Source organism: Haladaptatus sp. CMAA 1909 (assembly GCF_043952005.1).
Classification (GTDB): Archaea; Halobacteriota; Halobacteria; order Halobacteriales; family Haladaptataceae; genus Haladaptatus.
The window spans coordinates 1,893,344-1,915,233 of record NZ_JBIOAV010000001.1; the positions used below are offsets into that span (position 1 = coordinate 1,893,344).

17 protein-coding genes are annotated in these 21,890 nt (G+C 63.4%); 10 read left to right on the forward strand and 7 right to left on the reverse strand.

Annotated elements, in window-relative coordinates; translation table 11 throughout:
• Positions 1 to 34: 34 nt before the first annotated feature.
• The gene (locus ACGYLY_RS10425) at positions 35 to 352 is read right to left on the reverse strand and encodes an antibiotic biosynthesis monooxygenase family protein (protein ID WP_395281697.1); all 318 of its coding nucleotides are present in this window, start codon (positions 350 to 352) and stop codon (positions 35 to 37) included.
• A 103-nt stretch (positions 353 to 455) separates the two neighbouring features.
• Between ACGYLY_RS10425 and ACGYLY_RS10430 the strand changes: the two genes are divergently transcribed.
• The 5 genes from ACGYLY_RS10430 to ACGYLY_RS10450 all read left to right on the forward strand — a co-directional run bounded on the left by ACGYLY_RS10430 (position 456) and on the right by ACGYLY_RS10450 (position 6,482).
• Positions 456 to 1,529, forward strand: a complete 1,074-nt coding sequence (locus ACGYLY_RS10430; protein WP_395281696.1) for a guanosine monophosphate reductase — start codon at positions 456 to 458, stop codon at positions 1,527 to 1,529.
• A 521-nt stretch (positions 1,530 to 2,050) separates the two neighbouring features.
• Positions 2,051 to 3,064, forward strand: a complete 1,014-nt coding sequence (locus ACGYLY_RS10435) for an AIR synthase family protein (protein ID WP_395281695.1) — start codon at positions 2,051 to 2,053, stop codon at positions 3,062 to 3,064.
• A gap of 39 nt (positions 3,065 to 3,103) precedes the next feature.
• Complete coding sequence (locus ACGYLY_RS10440; protein ID WP_395281693.1) at positions 3,104 to 4,162, forward strand: AIR synthase family protein; 1,059 nt, start codon at positions 3,104 to 3,106, stop codon at positions 4,160 to 4,162.
• Positions 4,159 to 5,535 carry a bifunctional hydroxymethylpyrimidine kinase/phosphomethylpyrimidine kinase gene (gene thiD, locus ACGYLY_RS10445; RefSeq protein ID WP_395281692.1) on the forward strand — a complete coding sequence of 459 codons (1,377 nt, stop codon included), beginning with the start codon at positions 4,159 to 4,161 and terminating at the stop codon, positions 5,533 to 5,535. The genes ACGYLY_RS10440 and thiD overlap by 4 nt, the downstream gene beginning before the upstream one ends.
• Positions 5,532 to 6,482: a TIGR03560 family F420-dependent LLM class oxidoreductase gene (locus ACGYLY_RS10450; RefSeq protein WP_395281691.1), complete on the forward strand. Its 951-nt coding sequence runs from the start codon at positions 5,532 to 5,534 to the stop codon at positions 6,480 to 6,482. Before thiD ends, ACGYLY_RS10450 begins: the two co-directional genes overlap by 4 nt.
• Positions 6,483 to 6,509: 27 nt before the next feature.
• On the opposite strand, the gene ACGYLY_RS10455 is transcribed toward ACGYLY_RS10450, so the two are convergent.
• The 3 genes from ACGYLY_RS10455 to ACGYLY_RS10465 form a co-directional block, all read right to left on the reverse strand.
• On the reverse strand, positions 6,510 to 6,860 hold the full coding sequence (locus tag ACGYLY_RS10455) for a hypothetical protein (protein ID WP_395281690.1): 351 nt from the start codon (positions 6,858 to 6,860) through the stop codon (positions 6,510 to 6,512).
• 162 nt (positions 6,861 to 7,022) lie between these two features.
• Complete coding sequence (locus ACGYLY_RS10460) at positions 7,023 to 7,367, reverse strand: four-helix bundle copper-binding protein (protein ID WP_395281689.1); 345 nt, start codon at positions 7,365 to 7,367, stop codon at positions 7,023 to 7,025.
• A 29-nt stretch (positions 7,368 to 7,396) separates the two neighbouring features.
• The gene (locus ACGYLY_RS10465) at positions 7,397 to 8,815 is read right to left on the reverse strand and encodes a hypothetical protein (protein ID WP_395281688.1); all 1,419 of its coding nucleotides are present in this window, start codon (positions 8,813 to 8,815) and stop codon (positions 7,397 to 7,399) included.
• Between ACGYLY_RS10465 and mutS the strand changes: the two genes are divergently transcribed.
• Entirely contained in the window at positions 8,799 to 11,471 is a 2,673-nt protein-coding gene (mutS, locus tag ACGYLY_RS10470) for a DNA mismatch repair protein MutS (protein WP_395281687.1), read from the forward strand. The two genes, ACGYLY_RS10465 and mutS, sit on opposite strands and share 17 nt — an antisense overlap.
• Before the next feature lie 18 nt (positions 11,472 to 11,489).
• Here mutS and ACGYLY_RS10475 read toward each other — a convergent pair whose 3' ends face one another.
• On the reverse strand, positions 11,490 to 12,860 hold the full coding sequence (locus tag ACGYLY_RS10475; protein WP_395281686.1) for a peptidase C39 family protein: 1,371 nt from the start codon (positions 12,858 to 12,860) through the stop codon (positions 11,490 to 11,492).
• Positions 12,861 to 12,973: 113 nt separating this feature from the next.
• Complete coding sequence (locus ACGYLY_RS10480) at positions 12,974 to 13,714, reverse strand: hypothetical protein (protein WP_395281685.1); 741 nt, start codon at positions 13,712 to 13,714, stop codon at positions 12,974 to 12,976.
• A gap of 532 nt (positions 13,715 to 14,246) precedes the next feature.
• Between ACGYLY_RS10480 and ACGYLY_RS10485 the strand changes: the two genes are divergently transcribed.
• Both ACGYLY_RS10485 and ACGYLY_RS10490 read left to right on the forward strand, forming a co-directional pair.
• Positions 14,247 to 14,924, forward strand: a complete 678-nt coding sequence (locus ACGYLY_RS10485) for a hypothetical protein (RefSeq protein ID WP_395281684.1) — start codon at positions 14,247 to 14,249, stop codon at positions 14,922 to 14,924.
• A gap of 28 nt (positions 14,925 to 14,952) precedes the next feature.
• Positions 14,953 to 17,034, forward strand: coding sequence for a hypothetical protein (locus ACGYLY_RS10490; protein ID WP_395281683.1), 2,082 nt, complete (start codon positions 14,953 to 14,955; stop codon positions 17,032 to 17,034).
• A gap of 5 nt (positions 17,035 to 17,039) precedes the next feature.
• Here the strand turns inward: ACGYLY_RS10490 and ACGYLY_RS10495 are convergent, their stop codons facing one another.
• The gene (locus ACGYLY_RS10495; RefSeq protein WP_395281682.1) at positions 17,040 to 17,174 is read right to left on the reverse strand and encodes a hypothetical protein; all 135 of its coding nucleotides are present in this window, start codon (positions 17,172 to 17,174) and stop codon (positions 17,040 to 17,042) included.
• 353 nt (positions 17,175 to 17,527) lie between these two features.
• Here ACGYLY_RS10495 and ACGYLY_RS10500 point away from each other — a divergent pair, with 353 nt between their 5' ends.
• Together ACGYLY_RS10500 and ACGYLY_RS10505 are read left to right on the forward strand one after the other, a co-directional pair.
• A complete protein-coding gene (locus ACGYLY_RS10500; protein ID WP_395281681.1) occupies positions 17,528 to 18,367 on the forward strand; it encodes an RNA ligase family protein in 840 nt (279 codons plus the stop codon).
• Positions 18,368 to 18,564: 197 nt separating this feature from the next.
• Positions 18,565 to 21,804 (forward strand): PAS domain S-box protein, encoded by a 3,240-nt coding sequence (locus ACGYLY_RS10505; RefSeq protein WP_395281680.1) that lies wholly within the window; start codon positions 18,565 to 18,567, stop codon positions 21,802 to 21,804.
• The last annotated feature ends 86 nt before the right edge of the window (positions 21,805 to 21,890 follow it).

A 21,890-nucleotide genomic window follows, 5' to 3' on the forward strand; every position in this document is an offset into this window, starting at 1 on the left:
CGGAATCGGGGCGCGAGTTTCCGAATTCGGTCTACTATTCGTCCGTGAAGGCTACGTCGTAGAGGTGGTAGTCCGCCGTGGCGAGTTCGAGTGCCCCATCCATGTGCTCGCGCACGTCGGGACGCTCGAAGATGGACTCGAAGTTGGACTCGCTGTCCCATTGAGCGTAGTTGACGACGCGCTCGCCGTCCCGGCTTCGGTGGATGTTCGCGGAGACGAAACCGGGGAGGTGGCGCATGGTCTCCTCGGTGGCGTCGGCGAGGAGGGAAACGAGTTCGTCCTGTCGCTCGGGAGCCACCGTGAAGACGTTGATGAGGGTCGCTACGTCCGTTTCCGTGTCGATAGTCGTCATCGAATCCCTTCGTCACACCGACGGAAATACGCTCCTGCCGACCGCTTTCGTCCGTTTCCAGTGGAGTTAAGTGGAGTCGGCCTCTCGGAAGTGAAGGTTACCGATGGATATCAGGACAGGTCTCTCGTACGGTGATGTGCTGCTCGTGCCACAGCGTTCTCCGGTCGATAGCCGGAGCGACGTCTCCCTGACGACGAATCTCACGCCAAACCTCGAACTCGACACGCCGGTTCTCTCCGCGCCGATGGACACCGTCACCGAGACGGACACCGCGAGCGCGCTCGCCGAGATGGGCGGTCTCGGCACGATCCACCGCTTCATGGGCATCGAGGAGCAGGCCGAACAGGTCCGCTCGGTGAAAACGGCCGGTGGACGGGTCGGTGCCGCCGTCGGCATCAACGAGGAGTTCATCGACCGGACGGAGGCCGCGCTCGACGCGGGCGTGGACTGCATCATGGTGGACGTCGCCCACGGTCACATGGAGCGCTGTCTGGACGCCGTGTCCGAAATCAAGGCGAAGTTCCCGGACGCCGAACTCGTCGCCGGAAACGTCGTCACGCCCGAGGCCGTTTCGGACCTCTACTCCGCGGGCGCGGACGGCGTGAAGGTCGGCGTGGGTCCCGGTTCGCACTGCACGACTCGGAAGGTCGCTGGAGCGGGCGTCCCCCAACTGACCGCCGTGGACGACTGCTCGGAGCGGGCGGACGAGTTGGGAATTCCCATCGTCGCGGACGGCGGCATCCGCACCTCCGGCGACGCGGTGAAGGCGCTCGTGGCCGGTGCCGACACGGTGATGATGGGAAGCTTCTTCGCCGGAACCGAGGAAGCGCCCGGCGAAACCGTGACCGTGGACGGGCGGACGTTCAAGCGCTCCCGCGGCATGGCCTCCACCGCCGCGAACGCGAACCGCACCGACAAGGACCTCACCCCCGACGCCGACGAGGGAATCGAAGGCCTCACCGCGTACAGCGGCCCGCTCGCCGACGAAACCGAGACCTTCCTCGCCGGAATCCGCTCGGGACTCAGCTACTGCGGCGGTCACGACATCGCCGCCGCACGGGAGAACGCCGAGTTCATTCAGGTGGCTCCGAGTGCGCGAGAGCGTGAAGGTTCCCACTCGGTGTTCGTCGGCGTGGAAAGCGAGGATGAAATGGAAGCGTTGGCTCCGCTACAGTAATCGGATTTGACGTACCGCGGTTCGATTCTCGGTTTCGACGTGGCGCGCGCTGGGACAGCCCTGAGGACACGTCGTCCGAAGGGCTGTGCTGATAGCGTGCGAGGGATGAGCACCGGAACGAACGGATGTGAGTAAGGAGCGCAATCGGTTGGGGAGGGAGTGGCTGATGCGGTGCTGTGCGGAAGCGGTGCGGGTGGGAATGAAAGGGGCCACCCGGTCGCGCTTGCATGGTTGCTGTGTGGGCAACTATTCTGGCCGAACGTGGCGGAGAGGCCAGAATATCCTGCACAGCAACCGCGAGCGGGCGGGGGCTTTCGAAGACTGCTTCTCTGTAACTGCAATCGCAAAAACAACCAACGTCACTTCGAAGCGAGCGTGGCGGGAGCTTTCGGAGACCACGTTACAGTGTCGTCGTTTGCAAAGTGATCACCGGAATCCGTCCGTTATGAATCTCTCACGGAAACCTCCGATACGGTTCCACGAATCAGCACGGATTTGTGCGCCGCCGAAATACCACCGGTATGAGCGACCTCGGGAAGATAGACCGCGACTTCTTCGACGAACACATCTATCCCTACCTCGGCGCGGACCGCGACGACGAACTCCTCGGGCCGAAACACGGCGTGGATTTTGGGGTCATCGAACTGGGCGACCAAGTCGTCGCGCTCGCCACGGACCCCCTCTCGCTCCTGCCCGACCTGGGCTTCGAGCGGGCGGCGTGGTTCGCGTTCCACGTCGTGATGAGCGACGTGGCGGTGAGCGGCCTGCGTCCGACCCATCTGGCGGTGGATTTCAACCTGCCGCCCGAAATCACCGACGAGGAGTTCGCCACGGTGTGGCAAACGTTCGACAGGGAAGCGAAGAAATTGGGCGTCAGCGTCGTCACGGGCCATACCGCGAGATATTCCGGCTGTCGGTATCCGTGGGTCGGCGGCGCGACGACGCTCGCGGTGGGGGAGAAGGAGAACCTCGTCCGGCCGGACGGCGCACGACCGGGCGACAAAGTGCTGGTAACGAAGGGGCCGGGTGTGGAGACGGCGGGCTTTCTGGTGACGCTGTTCGAGGAGCAAATCGACCTTCCCGAGGAGACCATCGCGGACGCGAAAGACCGATTCTACGACATGAGTCCGGTCGAGGACGCGTTGGTGGCGACCGAGGCGGGACCGGTCACTGCCATGCACGACGCCACGGAGTGCGGGATTCACGGCGCGTTGGTCGAAATGGCCCGCTCCGCCGGAGTACGCTTCGACGTGAGCCACGACGACGTGCCGATTCTGCCGGGCGTGCTGGAGGCCTGCGAGTTCTTCGATATCGACCCGTGGGCGTCCACGACCGAGGGGACGCTCGTGCTGACGGTCGCGCCGGAAAGGTCAGAGGACGTGTTGGCCGCGTTCGACGACGCCGGAATCCCGGCGGCCGAAATGGGGACGGTGTGCGAGGGCGAAGGTGTATACGTCGACGGCGACCGAATCGAACATCCCGACGTAGACCCCTCGTGGCAGGTATTCGCCGAGTTGTCGGGCGAACGGGAGTGAACACCACGGATAAATACCACAAGGTAATATCCCAGACTGATGAGCGAGTTAGGCAAAGTGGACGGCGAGTTCTTCGAGGAGTACATCTTCCCGCACCTCGGCGCGGAGCGAGACGACGTGACGCTACAGCCACAGCACGGCGTGGATTTCGGCGTCATCGAGCTCGGCTCGATGGCCAGTCAGACGCAGTCTGACGATGTAGTAGAAGCCGGCGGCAACGCGATAGCGATGGCGACGGACCCCATCTTCGTCATGCCCTCGCTCGGGTTCGAGCGGGCGGCGTGGTTCGCGTTCCATATCCTGATGAGCGACGTGGCGGTGAGCGGTTTGCGTCCGACCCATCTGGCGGTGGATTTCAACCTCCCGCCGGAAATCACCGACGAGGAGTTCGCCACGGTGTGGCAAACGTTCGACCGCGAAGCGAAGAAACTGGGCGTCAGCGTCGTCACGGGCCACACGGCCCGGTATGCGGGGTGCAACTACCCGATGGTCGGCGGTGCCACCGCGATGGCCGTCGGCGACCCCGAGAAGGTCGTCCGACCGAACGGCGCGCGACCAGGCGACAAAGTGGTGCTCACGAAGGGTCCCGCCGTCGAAGCGACCGGCCTGTTGAGCAACCAGTTCGAGGAACTGATGGACCTCCCCGAGGGAACCGTCGAGGACGCCAAGGACCGATTTTACGACATGAGTCCGGTCGAGGACGCGCTGGTGGCGGCGGAGACGGGCGACGTGTCGGCCATGCACGACGCGACGGAGGGCGGCGTCCACGGCGCACTGGTCGAGATGGCGACCGCGAGCGGGGTTCACCTCGACGTGAGCCACGACGACGTGCCGATTCTGCCGGGCGTGTTGGAGGCCTGCGAGTTCTTCGGCATCGATCCGTGGGTGTCCATCAGCGAAGGGACGCTCCTGCTGACCGTGGCACCCGAGGACGCGGAACGCGTCGTTTCCGCGCTGGCCGACGCCGACATCCCCGCGGGGATCATCGGCGACGTGCGCGACGGGGACGGTGTCACCGTCGATGGGGAGGAGATAGCACATCCCGAGGTGGACCCCTTCTGGGCCGCCTTTGAGGAGTTCATGGAGAAATCGACGTGACCCGAAACGCCGCACCGGTCGGGATTCCGGTCGCGCTGACCATCGCGGGAAGCGACTCCGGCGGCGGTGCGGGGGTTCAGGCCGACCTGAAGACGATGGAGGCCCACGGCGTGTTCGGCACCAGCGCCATCACGAGCGTGACGGCACAGAACACCCGCGGCGTGGAGGGGTTCTCCACGCTTCCCGTCGAGGAGGTCGAGGCCCAGTGCGAGGCCGTCCTCTCGGATTTCGACGTACGAGCGGTCAAAACCGGCATGCTCGCCGAAGCACCCGTCGTTCGGAGCGTCGCGGCGCAGGTCGCCGACGTGGACGTTCCCGTCGTCGTAGACCCCGTGATGGTCGCCGCCTCGGGCGACCGACTGCTCGATTCGGCAGGCGAGGAAGCCTACGCCGACCTGTTCGAACACGCGACGCTCGTCACGCCGAACGCGGACGAAGCCGAGGTGCTGACGGGTATCGAACCGACCGACGACGGGAGCGCCACGGAAGCGGGAGAGGCGCTCCTCGAACTCGGCGCGGACGCCGCCCTCGTGAAAGGTGGCCACGTCCCCGGCGAGACGGTTCGGGACGTGTTGATCACGGACGACGGCGTGACGGTCTTCGAACACCCGCGAATCGACACCGACGCGACCCACGGGTCGGGATGCACGCTCGCCAGCGCCGTCGCCGCCCGGCTCGCGCTGGGCGACGACCTCGACACCGCGGTGTCGGGAGCCACCGACTTCATGGAGCGGGCGGTCCGCTACGCGGTCGACGTCGGCGAGGGACCGGGAGCGGTCCACCACCTCGCCGACCTTCGGAACCGAGCGGCGCGGAACGACACGGCGGAAGCAGTCGAGCGAATCGTCCGCTCCTTCGTCGAACGGGACGTGAGCGCGCTCGTTCCCGAAGTCGGCATGAACGTCGTCGCGGCGACGCCGTACGCCGAGAACGCGGGGGAGACCGCCGCCGTCGAGGGGCGAATCACCCGCACCCTGTCCGGCGTGAACCCGAATCGCGGCGTGCGCTTCGGCGCGTCGAGTCACGTGGCACGGTTCCTGCTTTCTGCCCGCGAGTTCGATGCGGACTTGCGGTTCGCCGTCAACTGCCGCTTCGACGCCGACGTGGAGGACGCCCTCTCGACGCTGAGCGGCGAAGTCACGGAGTTCGACCGCGACGCGGAACCCGACTCCGTGAAAGAGAAGGAGGGAAGTACGATGGGATGGGGCGCAAAGCGGGCCTTCGAGTCGGCGGACGGAACGCCCGTGGCGATAATCGACCGCGGTGAAGTCGGAAAGGAGGCAATCGTCAAACTGCTCGCGGCAGACGAGGAGGAACTCCAACGACGGACGTTGGCGCTCCAGTCCGCGTTGGAGGCGGGAGGATCGTCGTGAACGCCGACGTCGGTATCATCCTCCCGCAGTACGGCCACGACTACGATATCGTCCTCGACGTCGCGCTCGACGCCGAAGCGTGCGGGTTCGACGCCGTTTGGCTCGAAGACCACTTCCAGTCGTGGATCGGCGACGCCGAACGGGACACCTACGAGTGCTGGACGACGCTCTCGGCGCTCGCGGAGGCGACGGACGAGATTCGACTCGGGACCCTCGTTACCTGTCAGGCGTACCGTCACCCGTCGTTGCTGGCGAAGATGGCCGCGACGGTAGACCGCGTGAGCGACGGCCGCCTCGACCTCGGAGTCGGCGCGGGGTGGTACCGGGACGAGTTCGAGCGCTTCGGCTACGAGTTCCGCGAACCGCCCGCCGCGCGCATCGAACGACTGCGCGAAACGGTCGAGATTCTTCAGGGGTTGTGGACGAACGAGACGTACACCCATCACGGCGACCACTTCGATGTGGACGACGCGTTCTGTCGTCCGAAACCGGTGCAGGACCCGCACCCGCCCATCTGGGTCGGCGGCGGAGGGAAGCAGTTCACCCTGCGGTACACGGCCGAACTGGCCGACGGGTGGAACTACGGAACCCTCGACCCCGACGGCTTTGCCGAGAAGTTGGCGGTGCTCAGGAACCACTGTGCGGACGAGGCCCGCTACGACGACATCACCAAATCCGCGGAACTGTTCGCGTTCGTCGCCGACTCGCGGGGCGAGGCGGCGGAAAAGCGCGACCGGTTCGCCGAGCGCCACCTGCCGGATGAACCGAGCGAACCACGGGAGTTCTTTCTCTCGGGCTACGTGGAAACGGCGTTGGTCGGCACGCCGGACGAGATTCGGGCGGAACTAGAGCGCTACGAGGCGGTCGGGATGGAGGCGTTCATGCTGAGCGTCCCGGACGCGCCGCGCGACGACAGTGTGGCCCTGCTCGCCGACGAACTCCTTTGAATCGACGGTCGGCAGAACTCCTTTCGACTACACCTCGTGATAACTCCGTACGGATACCGTCCCGTCGTCCGCTATCCTGAACTCGGTGAACGAACGCCTATCTCCCTCGACGACCGGGAGTTCGACCGTTCGAGTCACGTGCTCGCCGTCCACGGTCAGTCGGAGGGTGTATCGGCCGGAGCGGTTCAACGTGGACAGCGGTTCGGATGAATTCGCGGAGAGACGGAACGATTCCTTCGACGGTCGTTCCCCGTCGGATCCGACGAGGAACGAGATATCGTGTGACGCGTCGTCGGAGTTGACTATCGAGACGCGATGGTCGGGGAACTCGTTTCGCGGCGAGGCACAACCGGATAAGAGCGGAACCGCCAGCAGCAAACCGATACAGAGGAGCAGGGTTCAACCGTCGAGCAAGGGCATGAAAATCGACTACTCGTGACGCGATAAATGTCTTCTTAAAAACACGTGTTTTACATGAGGTGACGGGGATAACCCCCGTTCGAGCTCCGAAAACGAAGCGGGAACAGTCTTTCCGAGCCTCTACGCCATCATCCGCCGACAGCTTTCGGCACAGTCTTCGAGCACGTCGGCACAGACCTGACAGTGGTCGTGATCGTGCTGGGAACACTCCGCGGCGCACTCCTCGCAGGCACCGGCGCAGGCTTCGGCGAGTTCCGCGTCGTAGTTCGAGTTTCGCGCCATGAACCGCGCGTGCATCGACGCGAGGTCGGCCACGTCGCGACAGAGGCGGATGCACCGCGCCATTCCCTCTCCTTTTTCGGCACACTGGTCCGCACACCACTCGCAGGCTTGGGTCGCCTCGAAACAGTCGTTGATGCAGTTGTCCATTTCGGCGTCGAGGTGGTCGATTTGGGTCAGAGCCATGAGACGACCGACGGCGGAACGGTGAGTGTCTATTCTGGTTGCTCACGCAACCGGCTTTTGGGACTTCGGACGAACAGCCAGAGGCCTGCAAGAAAGACGAGGAGGGCGACACACCCGAACGCGAGATGCCATCCGCCCACCCAGTAAGGGAGCGCAACCACGTGCCGGGCGCTATCGAGGAGGTATCCGAAGACCGGCAGGTTCGTCGTTCCGACCCCGACGGTCCCCGTCTCACCCGTTGGCGGCCCGGCGGGGTATTCGCCGGGGTAGCGGTCCGCCTCGTAGGGAAGGGTGGGAACGCGGGCGCTCCAGACCATCTCCCCCGACTCGTTCAGTTCCACGACGCGGTTGTTCCTGCTGTCGGTGACGAGCGTGTGGCCGTTCGGGAGGCGGTCCGCGTCCCGCGGCCAATCGAATCCGATGCCGCCCGCGCCGTGGGCCTGCCACGCGATTTCCCACGTTCCGTCGACGCGATGGAGTTCGACCACGCGATCGTTCTCGCTGTCGGCGACGAGGATGGCATCCTTCGAGAGATACTGTGGGTTGTGCTGTTTGTTCAAGCGTCGCCAGTTCCCGTTACCGTTCACGACGTCAACGACGCCCTCCCCGCGCTGGAGGACGACGAGTTGGTTCGCGTTTCGGACGCTGACGAGGTAGCGCCCCGGCCCGATTCGATCCACGTCGTTGATGTGAAGCCAATCGGTTCGCGTCGGGTCCGACGGCGGGTCGTACCGTTCGCTCGCGTTCCACTGCCACGTTATCGTCCCGTTTGGTGCGAGCGTGAACACCCGTTCTTGGTCCATATCCGCCACGAGGAGTTCCCCCGAGGGAAGCAGGTCGGCGTCGTGCATCTCGCTGTTCCGCCCGGAGCGGACGGGGAACGTCCACTCGTAGACGACGTGCGGCGAGGGCTTCGGGTCGATGACCCGCACGCCGGTTCGGGCACACGGCGACTCGTAGGGACCGCAGTTCCGGTAGCCGTTATCGATGAACGACGCGAGAACCGTTCCGTTCTGGAGCCACGACACGTCGTGATAGCCGTTGGCGTGACCGTACTGCCAGAGCACGTCTCCGTGAGCGTCGAGGGCGACGACCCGGCCGTCGGTCGTCGTGGACTGGACGCCGACGACGGTTCGGTCGGAAACGGTCGGCGACGAAACGTTCGAAATCGGCGGCGTAACGGCGGCGCTGACGACGAGCGTGAGGACGAAGCCGAGGACGGCGATCCCCATCAACGCCGCACCGAGTCGACGCGAACCGGAGGGAACGGAAACCACGGGAGGAGAAGGTACCGTCGCGAGCGGGAAAACCGTACCGGAGGGAGCGCGTCCGAACACGTCCGACGTTTTCGCGCCGAATCCACACCGTTTTAGTCGCCGTCCGACCCACTGTCGCACATGAATTCGGTTCTCGCCTTCGGGGGTGTCCGCCGTGAGTGAGGGCGGCATCGTCGGGGAGTTCCTCTCGCTCAAGGCCGAGACGGACGCGGACGTGTTGACGATGCAGGTCGGCGACTTCTACGAGTTCTTCGCGGACGACGCGGAGTTCGTCGGCGACGTCCTCGATTTGAACATCTCGAAGAAGTCCAGCCACGGCAGCAGCTATCCGATGGCGGGCGTCCCGCTCTCGGAACTGACGCCGTACGTCAAACAGTTGGTCGAACGCGGCTACCGCGTGGCCGTGGCCGACCAGTACGAGACGGACGGCGGCCACGCCCGACGGATTTCGCGGGTCGTGACGCCCGGTACGCTGCTCGAAACCTCCTCGGCGGACGCCCAGTATCTCGCGGGAATCGTCCGCGTGGACGACGGCTACGGGTTGGCGTTCTCCGACGTGACCACGGGGAAATTCCTCGTCAGCGCCGTTTCGGGACCCGACGCGGAGTCGAAGGCGTTGACGGAACTGTACCGGTTCGACCCCGCCGAAGTCCTTCCCGGCCCGGAGATTCGGAACGACGATTCGTTCCTCGAACGGGTGCGCGACCGGACCGACGCCTCGCTGTCGGTCCACGACGCGAATGCCTTCGCGCCCGGCAAGGCCGCACACCTCACCCGCGAGCAGTTCGGGAAGGAAACGCTGTCCAGCCTCGGACTCGATTCGGGCGACGGCGCGGAGGTACGGGCGGCGGGCGCGGTCCTCTCGTACGTCGAGGAGACCGGCGCGGGCGTCCTCGGGTCCATGACACGGTTGCAGTCCTACCACGCCGACGACCACGTGGAACTCGACGCGACGACCCAGCGCAACCTCGAACTCACCGAGACGATGCACGGCGACCGCAAGGGGTCGCTGTTCGAGACGGTGGACCACACGAAGACGAGCGCGGGACGTCGGTTGCTGAAGGAGTGGCTCCAACGCCCCCGCCGCTCGCACGACGTGCTCCGGAAACGACAGTCGAGCGTCGCCGCCTTCGCCGAGTCGGCGCTCGCCCGCGAGGAGATTCGAGAGACGCTCTCGGACGCCTACGACCTCGAACGGTTGGCGAGCAAGGCGGTGTCGGGGAGCGCCGACGCCCACGACCTGCTGCGGGTTCGGGACAGCCTCGCCGTCCTCCCGTCCGTCGCGGACGCCATCGCGAACGCTCCGTCGTTGTCGAGTTCGCCGCTGTCCGAACTCGTCTCCCGGCCCGACCGCGAGGCGACCGAAAGACTGCGCGAGGAGCTAGCCGAAGCGGTGGCCGAGGACCCGCCGAACACGGTCACGCAGGGCGGTCTGTTGCGCCGCGGCTACGACGCGGAACTGGACGAAATAATCGACCAGCACGAGGAGAATCTGGAGTGGTTCGACACGTTGGCGGGGCGCGAGAAGTCCCGAACCGGCATCTCGCACCTACAGGTGGACCGCAACAAGACGGACGGCTACTACCTGCAGGTCGGGAAGTCCGACACCGACAAGGTTCCCGAGGAGTACGAGGCCGTCAAGACGCTGAAGAACTCCGAGCGGTACGTCACCGACGAACTCCGGGAGCGGGAACGGGAGATCCTGCGACTCGAAGAGCGGCGCGGCGAACTGGAGTACGAACTGTTCGGGGAACTCAGGAATCGAGTAGCCGAACACACGGAACTGCTACAGGACGTGGGACGGACGCTGGCCGAGTTGGACGTGCTGGCGAGCCTCGCCGTCCACGCCGTCGAAAACGGTTGGGTACGGCCCGAACTCGCCGAGTCAGGACTGGACATCGAACAGGGCCGCCACCCCGTCGTGGAGCGAACGACGGAGTTCGTCCCGAACGACGTTCGGATGGACGACGACCGCGAGTTCCTCATCGTCACCGGGCCGAACATGAGCGGGAAATCGACGTACATGCGGCAGGTCGCGCTCATCACGTTGCTGGCGCAGGTCGGCAGCTTCGTGCCAGCGCGGTCGGCACGCATCGGCGTCGTCGATGGCATCTTCACCCGCGTCGGGGCGTTGGACGAGTTGGCACAGGGGCGTTCGACGTTCATGGTCGAGATGCAGGAGTTGAGCAACATCCTCCACTCCGCGAGCGAGGAATCGCTCGTCATTCTCGACGAGGTGGGGCGCGGAACCGCGACGTACGACGGGATTTCCATCGCGTGGGCGGCGACGGAGTACCTGCACAACGAGGTTCGGGCGAAGACGCTCTTTGCGACCCACTACCACGAACTGACGACGCTGGCGGACCACTTGGATCGCGTCGAGAACGTCCACGTGGCGGCAGATGAGCGGGACGGCGACGTGACCTTCCTCAGGACCGTCCGCGACGGCCCGACCAACCGCTCCTACGGGATTCACGTCGCCGACTTGGCGGGCGTGCCGATGCCCGTCGTGGAGCGCTCGCGGGACGTCCTCGACAAACTCAGGCAGGAGAAGGCCATCGAGGCCCGCGGATCGGGGTCGAACGAGTCGGTGCAGGCGGTGTTCGACCTCGGGTCGGGACAGTTCGAGACGAACGGAGCGGACGAAAGCGTGGCGGGAAGCGACGCGGATGGGACGCACGACGAGGAGTCGAACGCGCCCGACTCCGCGCTCGACCCCGAAACCGAGGCCGTGCTCTCGGAACTCACGGGCGTCGAAGTCGCCGACATCTCGCCCATCGAGTTGATGTCGAAGGTACGGGAGTGGCAAAAGCGAGTCGAGAACTGACCGACGCCCGACGCGTTTTTAGAAGCGGCGCTGTCGGCGTCCGTGCCGGTGTCCGCCGTGGTGACCGTGACAGTGGCCGGGCGTTCCGTCCGGGAGGTCGTGTCCCGGTGGATGGATGATGTACGCGATACCGCCGGTTCCCGTGGTTCGCTGCCAGACGTTCTCGAAGTTCGCACGCGGATAGACGAGTCGCACGTCCTCGTCGGTCGGGGCCACCGGGTCGTTGGCGACGACGTCGCCGTCCTCGGTGAAGCCGACGACGACCATGAGGTGTCCGTTCGTTCCGTATCCGGCACCCGGCAGTTCCTCCTCCTCGAACGACTGTGAGGTGATAACGGGTACTCCGGCCTTGATATACCGTTCCAACTCGTTCAGCGAGCGCAGTCGAGTGACGAACCCATCGAGGCCGAACCTCCCGGCGTAGGCGACGTTGAACGGCCAGTTTCCGGCACCGTCGTAGCTGTAATCGAACGTTCCGCGCGCCGCGAAGTCCACTTGCGGGTCCTCGTACTCTGGATTCACCCAACTCATCTGTTCCTCCGTGGGGCCACGACCCCAGTAGGAGACGACCATCGCCGTCGAGGTGGGACTACACCACGCCTCGCCGCCGCCGTCCCACCGCGGGTACTCGCCGTCGTGAATCGACTGTGAGTACTCGGGAACGTCGAGCGTGATTCCCTCCGCACCGCCGAGCGGGCTGGCATCGACGTGTTCCCGTTCCGGCAGGTGGGAGGCCATGGCGCTGACCGAGCGCAGTACCGGCGAGGCGTCGTTCTCGGGCGAGCGATACAGCGTCACGCGAAGCTGATACGCGCCGAGTGCGACCCCGTCCGCGGCTTTGAACGTGTCGATGGCGATGTAGCCGTGGTCGTCGCCCTGCGACGGGACGGAGGTCCGATGGATGTCCGCGTCGCTCGCGGCCCACCGTCCCATGACGTACCAGTCGGTTCGCTCACCGTCCGTCGTCGCGCCGCGCATCTCTACCTGCAACCACGTTCCCGCCGGGGTGTCCGCCGTCCACGATGCGACGAGTTGCTTCGCGCCGAATCCGACGGGAGACATCCGGGACGTCCATCGAGCGTACTCCCACGTCTTCGTGCCGTTGCCGAACGGGTCGGTGTACTCGTACCGGCCGATGGGGTACGCGACGGTGAGCGCCATGCCCCGGCGTGCAGGGCGAACGCCTCGAAATTCCCCGGTGGCGAAATCGCGGAGGGACCGCCACCGCTGTACGTCGATTCGGTCGTTTCGCTGCTCGGGGACAGTTCTGGCGGAACCGATTCCCGAAAGGGCGGGTAACAGACCGGCCGTGCCGACCGTTTTCAGAACGTTCCGTCGAGGAAGACCACCGAGTTCATCGCTGTCGCGTTGATTGGTATCGTCGTTCACAATTTGAGCAAGCGACATCAGGTATTATAATTAACTATAGAATAATTGAATAAAATATTGAGTGTTACAAAATCGATTCGCGGTGAATGCGGGAGAGTCCCGCTACCGGGGAATTATCCGCCGGACGAGTAGTTGACAGTGACCCACGTGACACCGTAGATGTCGTCCCAGTCCTTGTCCTTGTCCATCAGCAGGACCATCAGTTTCACCTCACCGCCCTCAGCACCAGCCTCCTCCAGACCGCCGGGGCGGATGTCGATGGTGAACTCGCCGTTCTCGTCGCGGGAGACGTCGGACCGCTCGATGAGCGTTCCGTCGGTACGAGTGAAGCGCGACCCGTTGTCGAGGGACCCGTCGACGTACACGAGGAAGAACGGTTCGCCGTTCACCGTCCCGTGTTCCGCGGGGTCGACGTGGTGCATGTCCGTATTGGCTTTCACTTTCAGGTCGAAGTTGGAGTATCCGCCGTTCGCGGACTTCGTGTTCACGACCGAAACGCTCTCGATCCAGTTACCGCCGTCCTCCGATTCCATCTTGTTCTGGAGGGGAGTGTTGGGTGATTGCGGTTCGGACCACGACGATTCCGCGGTCGTGGTCGCTTCCGTCGTCGACTGCGTCGTCGTTTGTGACGTCGTTTGCGATGTCGTCGTGGTTTCTTCCGCCGAGTCGGTCGTGTCGGCGTTCTCTTCGGTCGTCGATGTGGCCGCGGTCGATGTCGCGACCGTCGTCGTTTCCGTGGGGTTTTCCATGGACGATGTCGTGCTGGTCGTTCCGTCGTCGCTGCCGGTGAGCGACGAGCAACCTGCGACAGCCACGCAGAGGACCAACAGGAGTGTAATGGTCGTTCTCTTCATGTAGTTGCGAATGACCTCGGACTGGAATTCACGCATGGACCCATAACTTTGCCACATTGTTTCGTTAGTTGTACAGAGTTGAGTATGAAATACACATAGGGTAATCGAACAGCGAGAGTCGATTTCGTACCGTGTGGTGAAACGATTCCAGAACGGTGGTATCCGTCTCCCCTCGCTTGTTCTAATAGGTGACTAATCGAAAAATATGGATGACATATGAACGGCCCAATGATTCCGAGCCGACCGTTTTAGTGTTATTGAATCTGAGTTTCCGCGTCCGATCGAATGCCGTCGAACGGCGTCATGGGGATAGCTCAGCGAGACGAATAGTATCATAGTTCGATTAGGTCTGCCGGTCGTCAGACTTCCCAGTCGATACCGATCGCATCGAGGGGCGAACGAACGGGTCCGAACGGCGTACGTCCGACCCCGCACTCGAGCGGCGGAAAAATGGAAAGAACGCGTACAGGATATTCTCTTCAGGGTTCGAAAACCCGGAATATTTATCTGAAAGAATTCCAATTCATACAGTATGACTTCGGGACTCCAGTTTCGGGGGGACGATACGGATTCGAACTTTCACGTGTGGTTACAGCAATTGAAACGGCGCGGGAGCAACCTCCTCGTAACCGGGAACGTCCCCGACTCGATTTCCGCAAAGGCGGCGCGCGCGCTGTTCGGGCACGGACGAAAGCGATATCGAATCTTGGCGCTCATCGATCGAACCATCGATAGCCCAGAATCCCGATTTCCCGAGCATACGTCCGTCGCGGATACGACGGCGTGGGTCATCGACCAGCGAAACGGGGAACGGTCGATTCCGGCCGCTGCGTCCTATCTCGACCCGCCCAGAAAGGACAACATCCATCAACTCGGGGAGGAGATTCAGACGGCTATCGGCTTTTACGAGGAGCACGAAAACGGACTCGATCCCGCCCAACTTCGGGTCGGTATCGACTCGCTCTTTCCGCTCATCCAGCGAGACGAGCGGGCGACGAAACGGATCCTCCGAACCCTCACCGCGACGGTCCGTGGAGTGAGCGGAATGGCACACTACCACCTTCGAGTCCGGGACGAAGAACCCATCGTAGAGGAACTGACACCGCTGTTCGATGCGCGAATCGAACTCCGTCGAAAGCCGGGGCTGAAGCCCGAACAGCGCTGGCACGTTCCCGAACTGGAGGAGACGACGGTGTGGATAGAGCTGTAATCACCGCGAGATATGAGAACAGATTGATATGGAGTTCGATACCCTCGATCGGCGCTCCGGGATCGCCATCTTCGACCCAGTGGAGAACGTCCGATTCGAACTGTACACGGAGAATCATCCGTCGATAGAACCAACCGAGACGGCCGGATTTTACTTTCCCATCGATGCGGCGGTCGGGTTCGAAACCGGCGCGATCGAGGTTCCGAACCACCTCTCGGTCGTCGTCCGCACCCAAGACGGGTCCATAGTCACGGATGCGACGACGTTCGACGGACTGTCCCTCCCCTTCGACGCCTACCTCCTCGAAGTCCAGAGTACGCCGATGAAACTGTACATCGCGGTCGAGGGTTCTCTGTCGCTCGACCACGGCGAAACGTCCGCGATGATTCGTTTCGACGAGCGTCGCCGGGTGCGAATCGGTGCACGGTCGTTTCACGACCAACCGGCGGGGACCATCACCGTTACCGACGACATCGAGGACGCGATGACCGCCCTCTCGTTGCTCGGGTCGGCGCTGAAGACGACCTCCTGTGAGCGGTCGTTTCCGACGCTTCGCGGACATCCACCGGTCATCGAGTTCGGAGAGTCCTTCGACGTCCCGAGCGACATCGAGCGCCCGGAAACGGGCGTCGAACTCGTCGTGCCGCCCGAACGACAGTACGTGTATCCCGCCGCGTCGCTGGCGTACTATCTCGGCGCGGAACTCGTCGCCGGGGGAGCGCCACGATTGCGAATCGGGGAGTTCGAACACTCCCTTTCCGGACCGGACGGGTACGAAGCCGCGGTCAACCGCACCCTCCGACAGGTGTTCTTCCTCGACTGTCTCACCCGGACGGAAGGATACTACCCGGTGGAACTGCACGAGCGCGAACGGGTCGAGCCGTTAGTGGACCTCGATTTCACGGCGTTGTACGGTCAGCCGTTGGCGAAACAGCTCCCGGAGTACCTCTCGATTCCGTTCGAAACGCTCCGGTCGCACGTCCCCGACTGGCATCTCACGACGGACGTGGTTCCGACGGCGGAGACGCTTCCCGCGCTCCCGTACTTCGCGGACGAGTTGTCGCTGCTGCGGACGCCACGGGACCCCGCGACGTACACGTCACGACCCAAGCCGAAGATGTTCGACGACTTTACGCGAACGGCGGCGGTCGCGGCGGGCGACTTCACGAGAAGCACCGCCGACGCGTGGGACTGGGGCGAGGACGAACTGTTTCAAATCGAGAGGGCGGATACCATCGAACACGCGTGGGTCGGCAACGGCTATCCCATCGGGGCGAACAAGGTGTCGATAGAATCCCTCCGTCAGCGGGTCGATTACACCGCGCCGGACGATTCGGCGCTGAAGGTCCACGTCGTCTGCAACGACGTGGCGATGGACGAGGAGAACGTCGTGGGGCAGTTCTACGGGCTTCGGGATTTCGTCGCCTTCGACGTGTCGATTCACGAGGAGACGACGACGGACGAACTGGCGACCCTGTTCCAGTCCGAGGCCGACTTCATCCACTACATCGGCCACGTGGACGACAGCGGGTTCCACTGCACCGACGGCTGTCTCGACGCGAACACGCTCCCCGAGGTCAACGTCGATGCCTTCCTGCTCAACGCCTGCCGGTCCTACCGGCAGGGAACGGCCCTCGTCGAAAAGGGGAGCAAGGGCGGCGTCGTCACCCTCGCGGAGGTCATCAACTCCTCGGCGACGAAGATCGGACGCTCGCTCGCCAGACTGCTGAACTGCGGGTTCTCGCTACGGAGCGCCCTCAGCATCGCAAAGGAGGAGTTGGCCGGCGGCGTGGAATACATTACAGTCGGGGACGGCGGGGTGACGTTGTGTCAGAGTGAGAGCGGAACGCCGATGATGTACCGAGTCACGCGGGATGGGGACGAATTTTTGCTCGAGCATCAATGCTTTCCCTCACCAAACTATGGTCTGGGATCGATATGTTCTTCCAAGATAGAAGACGACCCAACCCGATATCTCGCATCTGGTACATTAGCGGAATTTCGACTTACTGCTGATGAATTTGATACAGCGCTAAAGCTCGAATTATTACCTGTGAAAATAAAGGGAGAACTCCGGTGGAGTGATGAACTCTCTACAGAGAATTTATGAGTTTATTATGGACCGTTTATCGTATCTCCTGCAGCCGCCAGTACGTTCCCCGCTTCTAAAAGGAGCGTACAGATGGCGAACAGGACGCCGATCATTCGTGGGTGCTGTGCTAGGTACCGTTGCAGGTTATTCTCTGACATGCGATTGAATGAATTCAGCGTGTGTACCTATCTTTTTCTTAAAGGTACATACCTATGTAATATATAAATAAACGGGTTGGGATACGACAGAAGGTTGAGAGAGGTTCGATTATCCGGGGAATCGGCAGAATAATCCGGCATTGTTCGACACATCCGGCGTAATTCGGCGACGAATTTCGAGTAATCAACAAACGATTCGGGTATGCCATCGAGGAAGAACGCTCTCGTACACGTACCAAGGTGAACCTGCACATGAAAAATTACGAGTAGCACGCTCACCCATCGTTTCATAGCAGTCCGTCGCCCCTGGCACCACACGCCACCTCTCCGTGGTGCCGATCACAACACCATCCATGAAACGGTATCCATCGACGCCGAACGCCGACGACGCGCCCGCCCTGTTCGAACGAGGCCACCTTTGGATTCAGGAGAAGATAGACGGGGTCGGCGTCCGCTTCCAGTTACAGGAAACCGGCGTGATTCGGGTCGGCGACCGGGAACGCGTCTACGACTCCGAGGAGATACCCGCCTCCCTCCAGCATCTGACTCGGCATCTCCGAGAGAACCTCGACCGCGAGGCGTTGCGCGCCGCGGTCGGCGACGTCGAATCCGTCGTTTTCTTCGGCGAAGCGACGGTCAAGTGCGGCATCGACTACGAGTGGGAGCGCACACCGTCGTTTTTGGGATACGACATCTGGGACGGAGACGACGGGCGGTTTCTCCCGCCGGATGCCGTCGAAAAGGTGTACGAACGTCTCGGACTCCACTCCGTGAACGCCCTCCAGAAGGAGGTTCGAGCGGTCGATTTCGATCCGGATAGCTACGAGATTCCCCGTTCGAACTGGTACGACGGGACGGCGGCGGGCGTCGTCCTCCGAAACAAGACGGGCGAGCGGGCGGAACTCTCGGACCCGAACGCGGGAACGACGGCGGACGCGGAACCGATGCGGTTGCCCGCCGACGAGGCGGCAAAGGAACTCGCGACCGACCGCCGATTTCGACGCGTCGCGGCGGACGTCGAAGCCACGAATCGGGGAGTCACGGTCGATACCCTGTACGACCGCGTGTTCGAGGACATCGTCCGGGAGGAACACGACCGACTGTTTCACGACGCCGCCCAGTTCGATGAGCAGACGTTTCGGTCCGAACTCGCGGCGCTCACGGGCGAGTTCGTGGCGAAGCGGTCGGCGTAGTCGCCCGATTCGATGACGGTTCGATCGTGAACCCGGTCGCCGATAGGGTTGGACTCCCGTCCCATTTGGGCGTTCGTTTGGATTTTATGGAGATCCCGGTCGAAAGTCGTACTCCGGAGGCGCGACGAGCAGTGGATTCATGCCTGTGCCGCCCATTCTATCCCCCAACGACCCTCGCTATCGAGGGGGATGGTTCAATGACGTCATTTCCCGACAAACGGACGTCGAAGAACGTCGGCGGGTTCGATGCGCTCGTGTCGAGTTTCGGTGATGATTCTCGGTCGATCGCGAAACTGTTCTCGGCGTTAGACGACACGGTGTTCGCGTTCGCGTTCCGGCACGAGGAACCCCTCTCGTGGTGGTCCGACCGTGTGACCGACCTGACCGCTCGTTCCGAGACCGACCTCGCCGCACGGCGGGCCGGGACCCTCGTGGCCGAGTCCGACCGCGAACGCTTCGACGCCGCGTGTGAGACGGCGCTCGATGACGGCAACGCCACCGCCTCCGTCGCCTTCGCCACGGCGGATGGGCGGGAACGCTTCGGGGACTGCCGCTTGGTTCGGCTCCCCGAAAGCGACTGCCTCTTCGTCGCCGTCGAACTAGACGAACCATCCGAACGGACGGCGCGTGAGCGCGACCTCGAACGGTACGAAACGATGTTCGATACCGTCGACGACGGTATTTACGCGCTGGACGACGAGTTCTATCTTCTCGCCGTCAACGAGGCGATGGAGGAGTTGACGGGGTACGAGCGGGACGAACTCGTCGGCGCACACGGCTCCCTCATCTCGGACGAGGAAACCGTCTCGGAAGCGTTTCGGCAGCGTGAACTCCTCCTCGACGGAGAGAAGGAGGTCGGCACGTACGAAATCGAAATTCGGACGGCCGACGGAGAGACGGTTCCCGTCGAAGTGCGATTCACGTCGCTGCCGTCCGAGGACGGCACGTTCGAGGGAACGGTCGGAGTCATGCGCGACATATCCGAACGGGTCGAGCGCGACCGGCGTCTCCAACTCGAACGCGACCGAGTCGCGGCGTTGTTCGAGGATTCGGGCGACGCGACCGCCTACTGCGAGTACGAGGGAGACGTTCCGACGATCAGAGCGGTGAACGCCGCGTTCGAGCAGACGTTCGGCTACCCCGAAGACGAGATGGTCGGTCGCTCGATAGACGACGTCGTTCTGCCGACGGAACTCGCCGCGGAAGGGAAAGCCATCAATCGCCGGGTGAAGGAAGGCGAGTACATCGAGGACGAAGTCAGACGCGAGACGGCCGACGGCGTTCGGGACTTCTTCTTGCGGTCGATTCCGATTCACCCCGGCGAATCCGGCGAGCGGTCCTACGCCGTGTACACCGACATCACCGAGCGGAAAGAGCGCAAGCGCGAACTCGAAGAGATCAAGACTCGCCTCGAATCGGTCGTCGAGAACGTTCCGGTCATCCTGTTCGCGCTCGATGCCGACGGGCGGTACACCCTTTCCGAAGGTCGCGGATTGGCGACATTCGATGAATCCCCGGGCGTGGCCGTCGGTGAGTCGATTTTCGACCGCCTCTCCGGGTATCCCGACATCATCGCCGAGGTGCGGCGAGCGCTCGCGGGCGAACGCGTCAACGCGGTGCACGAGTTGGGGGGCCTGTATTTCGAGACGTGGTATCAACCGATGTGCGACGAGGACGGCGAGGTGACGGGGGTCATCGGCGTTTCGATGGACGTCACAGCACGGATGCGCCACGAGCAGGCGCTCACGGCGCTACACACCGCGACACAGGAGATGCTCGAAGCGTCCTCGACGGAGGAAGTGGCACGAATCGCCGCCGCCGCGGGTGCGTCGGTGCTCGACCTTCCCGGCGTCGTCGTCTTCCTCTTCGACGAGGAAACGAACAGGCTGGTCCCGGCGGCCTATTCGGACGACGTCCCATCGCTCGTCGGACCGCCGGTTCCCTTCGAAGCGGGCGAGAGTATCGCGTGGCAGGTGTTCGCCACGGGGGAGACGAAGGTGTTCGACGACGTTCGCGAGTCCGAGCACGTGTACAACCCGGAGACGCGCCTCAGAAGCGGACTGTACGTCCCGCTCGGGAATCACGGGGTGTTCACGTCCATCGACGACGAACCGGGAACGTTCGAAACGGACGCCGTCGAACTGGCAACCCTCTTCGCCGCGACGACGCAGGCCGCACTCGACCGGGTCAGTCGAGAGACCGCGCTCCGCGAACGGGAGCGGGAACTCGAAGAACAGGCGACACGCCTCGAACGACTCCACGAAACGACCGAACTGCTCCGCGACATCGAACACCTGCTCGTCCTCGCGGACTCGCGCTCGGACGTCGTGGACGAGGTGTGTGAGCGTCTCGCCGCAACCGACCGATTCTCCATGGCGTGGGTCGGCACCTTCGACGAGGCGGCATCGAAGGTCGTCCCGGAGGCGTGGTCCGGCATGGAGCGTGGCTATTTGGACAGCGTTTCCTTGGAGCTCGAGACGGACTCGACGGCGGTGGAACCGGCAGTGAGGACGGTGAAAGACGGCAACCTCACGACCGTGACAAACGTCGCCGGGGGCGTGCAACGCGAGGCGTGGCGGTTCGAAGCGCTCACGCGGGGCTATCAATCGGTTATCGGAATCCCGCTCGTCTACCGGGACTACTCCTACGGCGTTCTGATGGTGTACGCGACGCGCTCGGACGCGTTCGACGCGCTCTCACAGTCGGTGTTCGCCGAACTCGGGGAGACCATCGCGTACGCCATCGACGCGCTCGAAACGAAGCGTGGCCTGTTGACCGACCGGAGTATCGAACTCGACTTTCGGGTCAGCGGTTCCGACGACTTGCTCCAACGACTCGCTACGGACCTCGACTGCCGAGTCACCTACGAGGGAATCGTCAACGACGAGGAGACGGACCACCTCTTCATCACCGTTCACGGGGCGGATGTCGATGCAGTCGAGGCGTATCTGGACGAGGTCATCACGGTGGAACGCAGTCGCCCCGTCACCGAACGCGACGACGAGGTGTTGTTCGAGATCACGGCGTCCGAACCACTCATTCCGTCGGTGTTCGGAGAGCGTGGTGCGGTGCCCGAGTCGATAACCGCTACCGAGGACGGCATTCGAGCGGTCGTTACGGTCCCGCCCACGACGGAGGTCCGGGAGCTGGTCGAGACGCTCCGAGCGCGCTATTCGGGGCTCGAACTCGCCGCTCGACGCGACCGAGAACGGCCGGTACAGACGGTTCAAACCTGTCGTTCGGCCTTCGAGGAGGGTCTCACCGACCGGCAGCGACAGGTGTTGAAGACGGCCTACCTGAGCGGCTATTTCGACTCCCCACGCGGCACCACCGGGCAGGAAGTCGCGAAGTCCCTCGACATCACGCAACCGACGTTTATCAATCACCTCCGAATCGCACAGCGGAAGTTGTTCGACCGACTCTACGAAGTCGAGTAGCTAGGTATCTAGCGTCGGCCTCGCCGTGGTACTGCATAGCTAGCTGGAACCCCTTTACGGATACTTGTCCTGCCTCCGGTCGTGGA

Bases quoted from the DNA above. Each gene is read 5' to 3' on its own strand.
- ACGYLY_RS10425 (WP_395281697.1), bottom strand. From the start codon at position 352: ATGACGACTATCGACACGGAAACGGACGTAGCGACCCTCATCAACGTC.
- ACGYLY_RS10430 (WP_395281696.1), top strand. From the start codon at position 456: ATGGATATCAGGACAGGTCTCTCGTACGGTGATGTGCTGCTCGTGCCA.
- ACGYLY_RS10435 (WP_395281695.1), top strand. From the start codon at position 2,051: ATGAGCGACCTCGGGAAGATAGACCGCGACTTCTTCGACGAACACATC.
- ACGYLY_RS10440 (WP_395281693.1), top strand. From the start codon at position 3,104: ATGAGCGAGTTAGGCAAAGTGGACGGCGAGTTCTTCGAGGAGTACATC.
- ACGYLY_RS10460 (WP_395281689.1), bottom strand. From the start codon at position 7,367: ATGGCTCTGACCCAAATCGACCACCTCGACGCCGAAATGGACAACTGC.
- ACGYLY_RS10465 (WP_395281688.1), bottom strand. From the start codon at position 8,815: ATGCCGCCCTCACTCACGGCGGACACCCCCGAAGGCGAGAACCGAATT.
- ACGYLY_RS10480 (WP_395281685.1), bottom strand. From the start codon at position 13,714: ATGAAGAGAACGACCATTACACTCCTGTTGGTCCTCTGCGTGGCTGTC.
- ACGYLY_RS10485 (WP_395281684.1), top strand. From the start codon at position 14,247: ATGACTTCGGGACTCCAGTTTCGGGGGGACGATACGGATTCGAACTTT.
- ACGYLY_RS10490 (WP_395281683.1), top strand. From the start codon at position 14,953: ATGGAGTTCGATACCCTCGATCGGCGCTCCGGGATCGCCATCTTCGAC.
- ACGYLY_RS10495 (WP_395281682.1), bottom strand. From the start codon at position 17,174: ATGTCAGAGAATAACCTGCAACGGTACCTAGCACAGCACCCACGAATG.
- ACGYLY_RS10500 (WP_395281681.1), top strand. From the start codon at position 17,528: ATGAAACGGTATCCATCGACGCCGAACGCCGACGACGCGCCCGCCCTG.
- ACGYLY_RS10505 (WP_395281680.1), top strand. From the start codon at position 18,565: ATGACGTCATTTCCCGACAAACGGACGTCGAAGAACGTCGGCGGGTTC.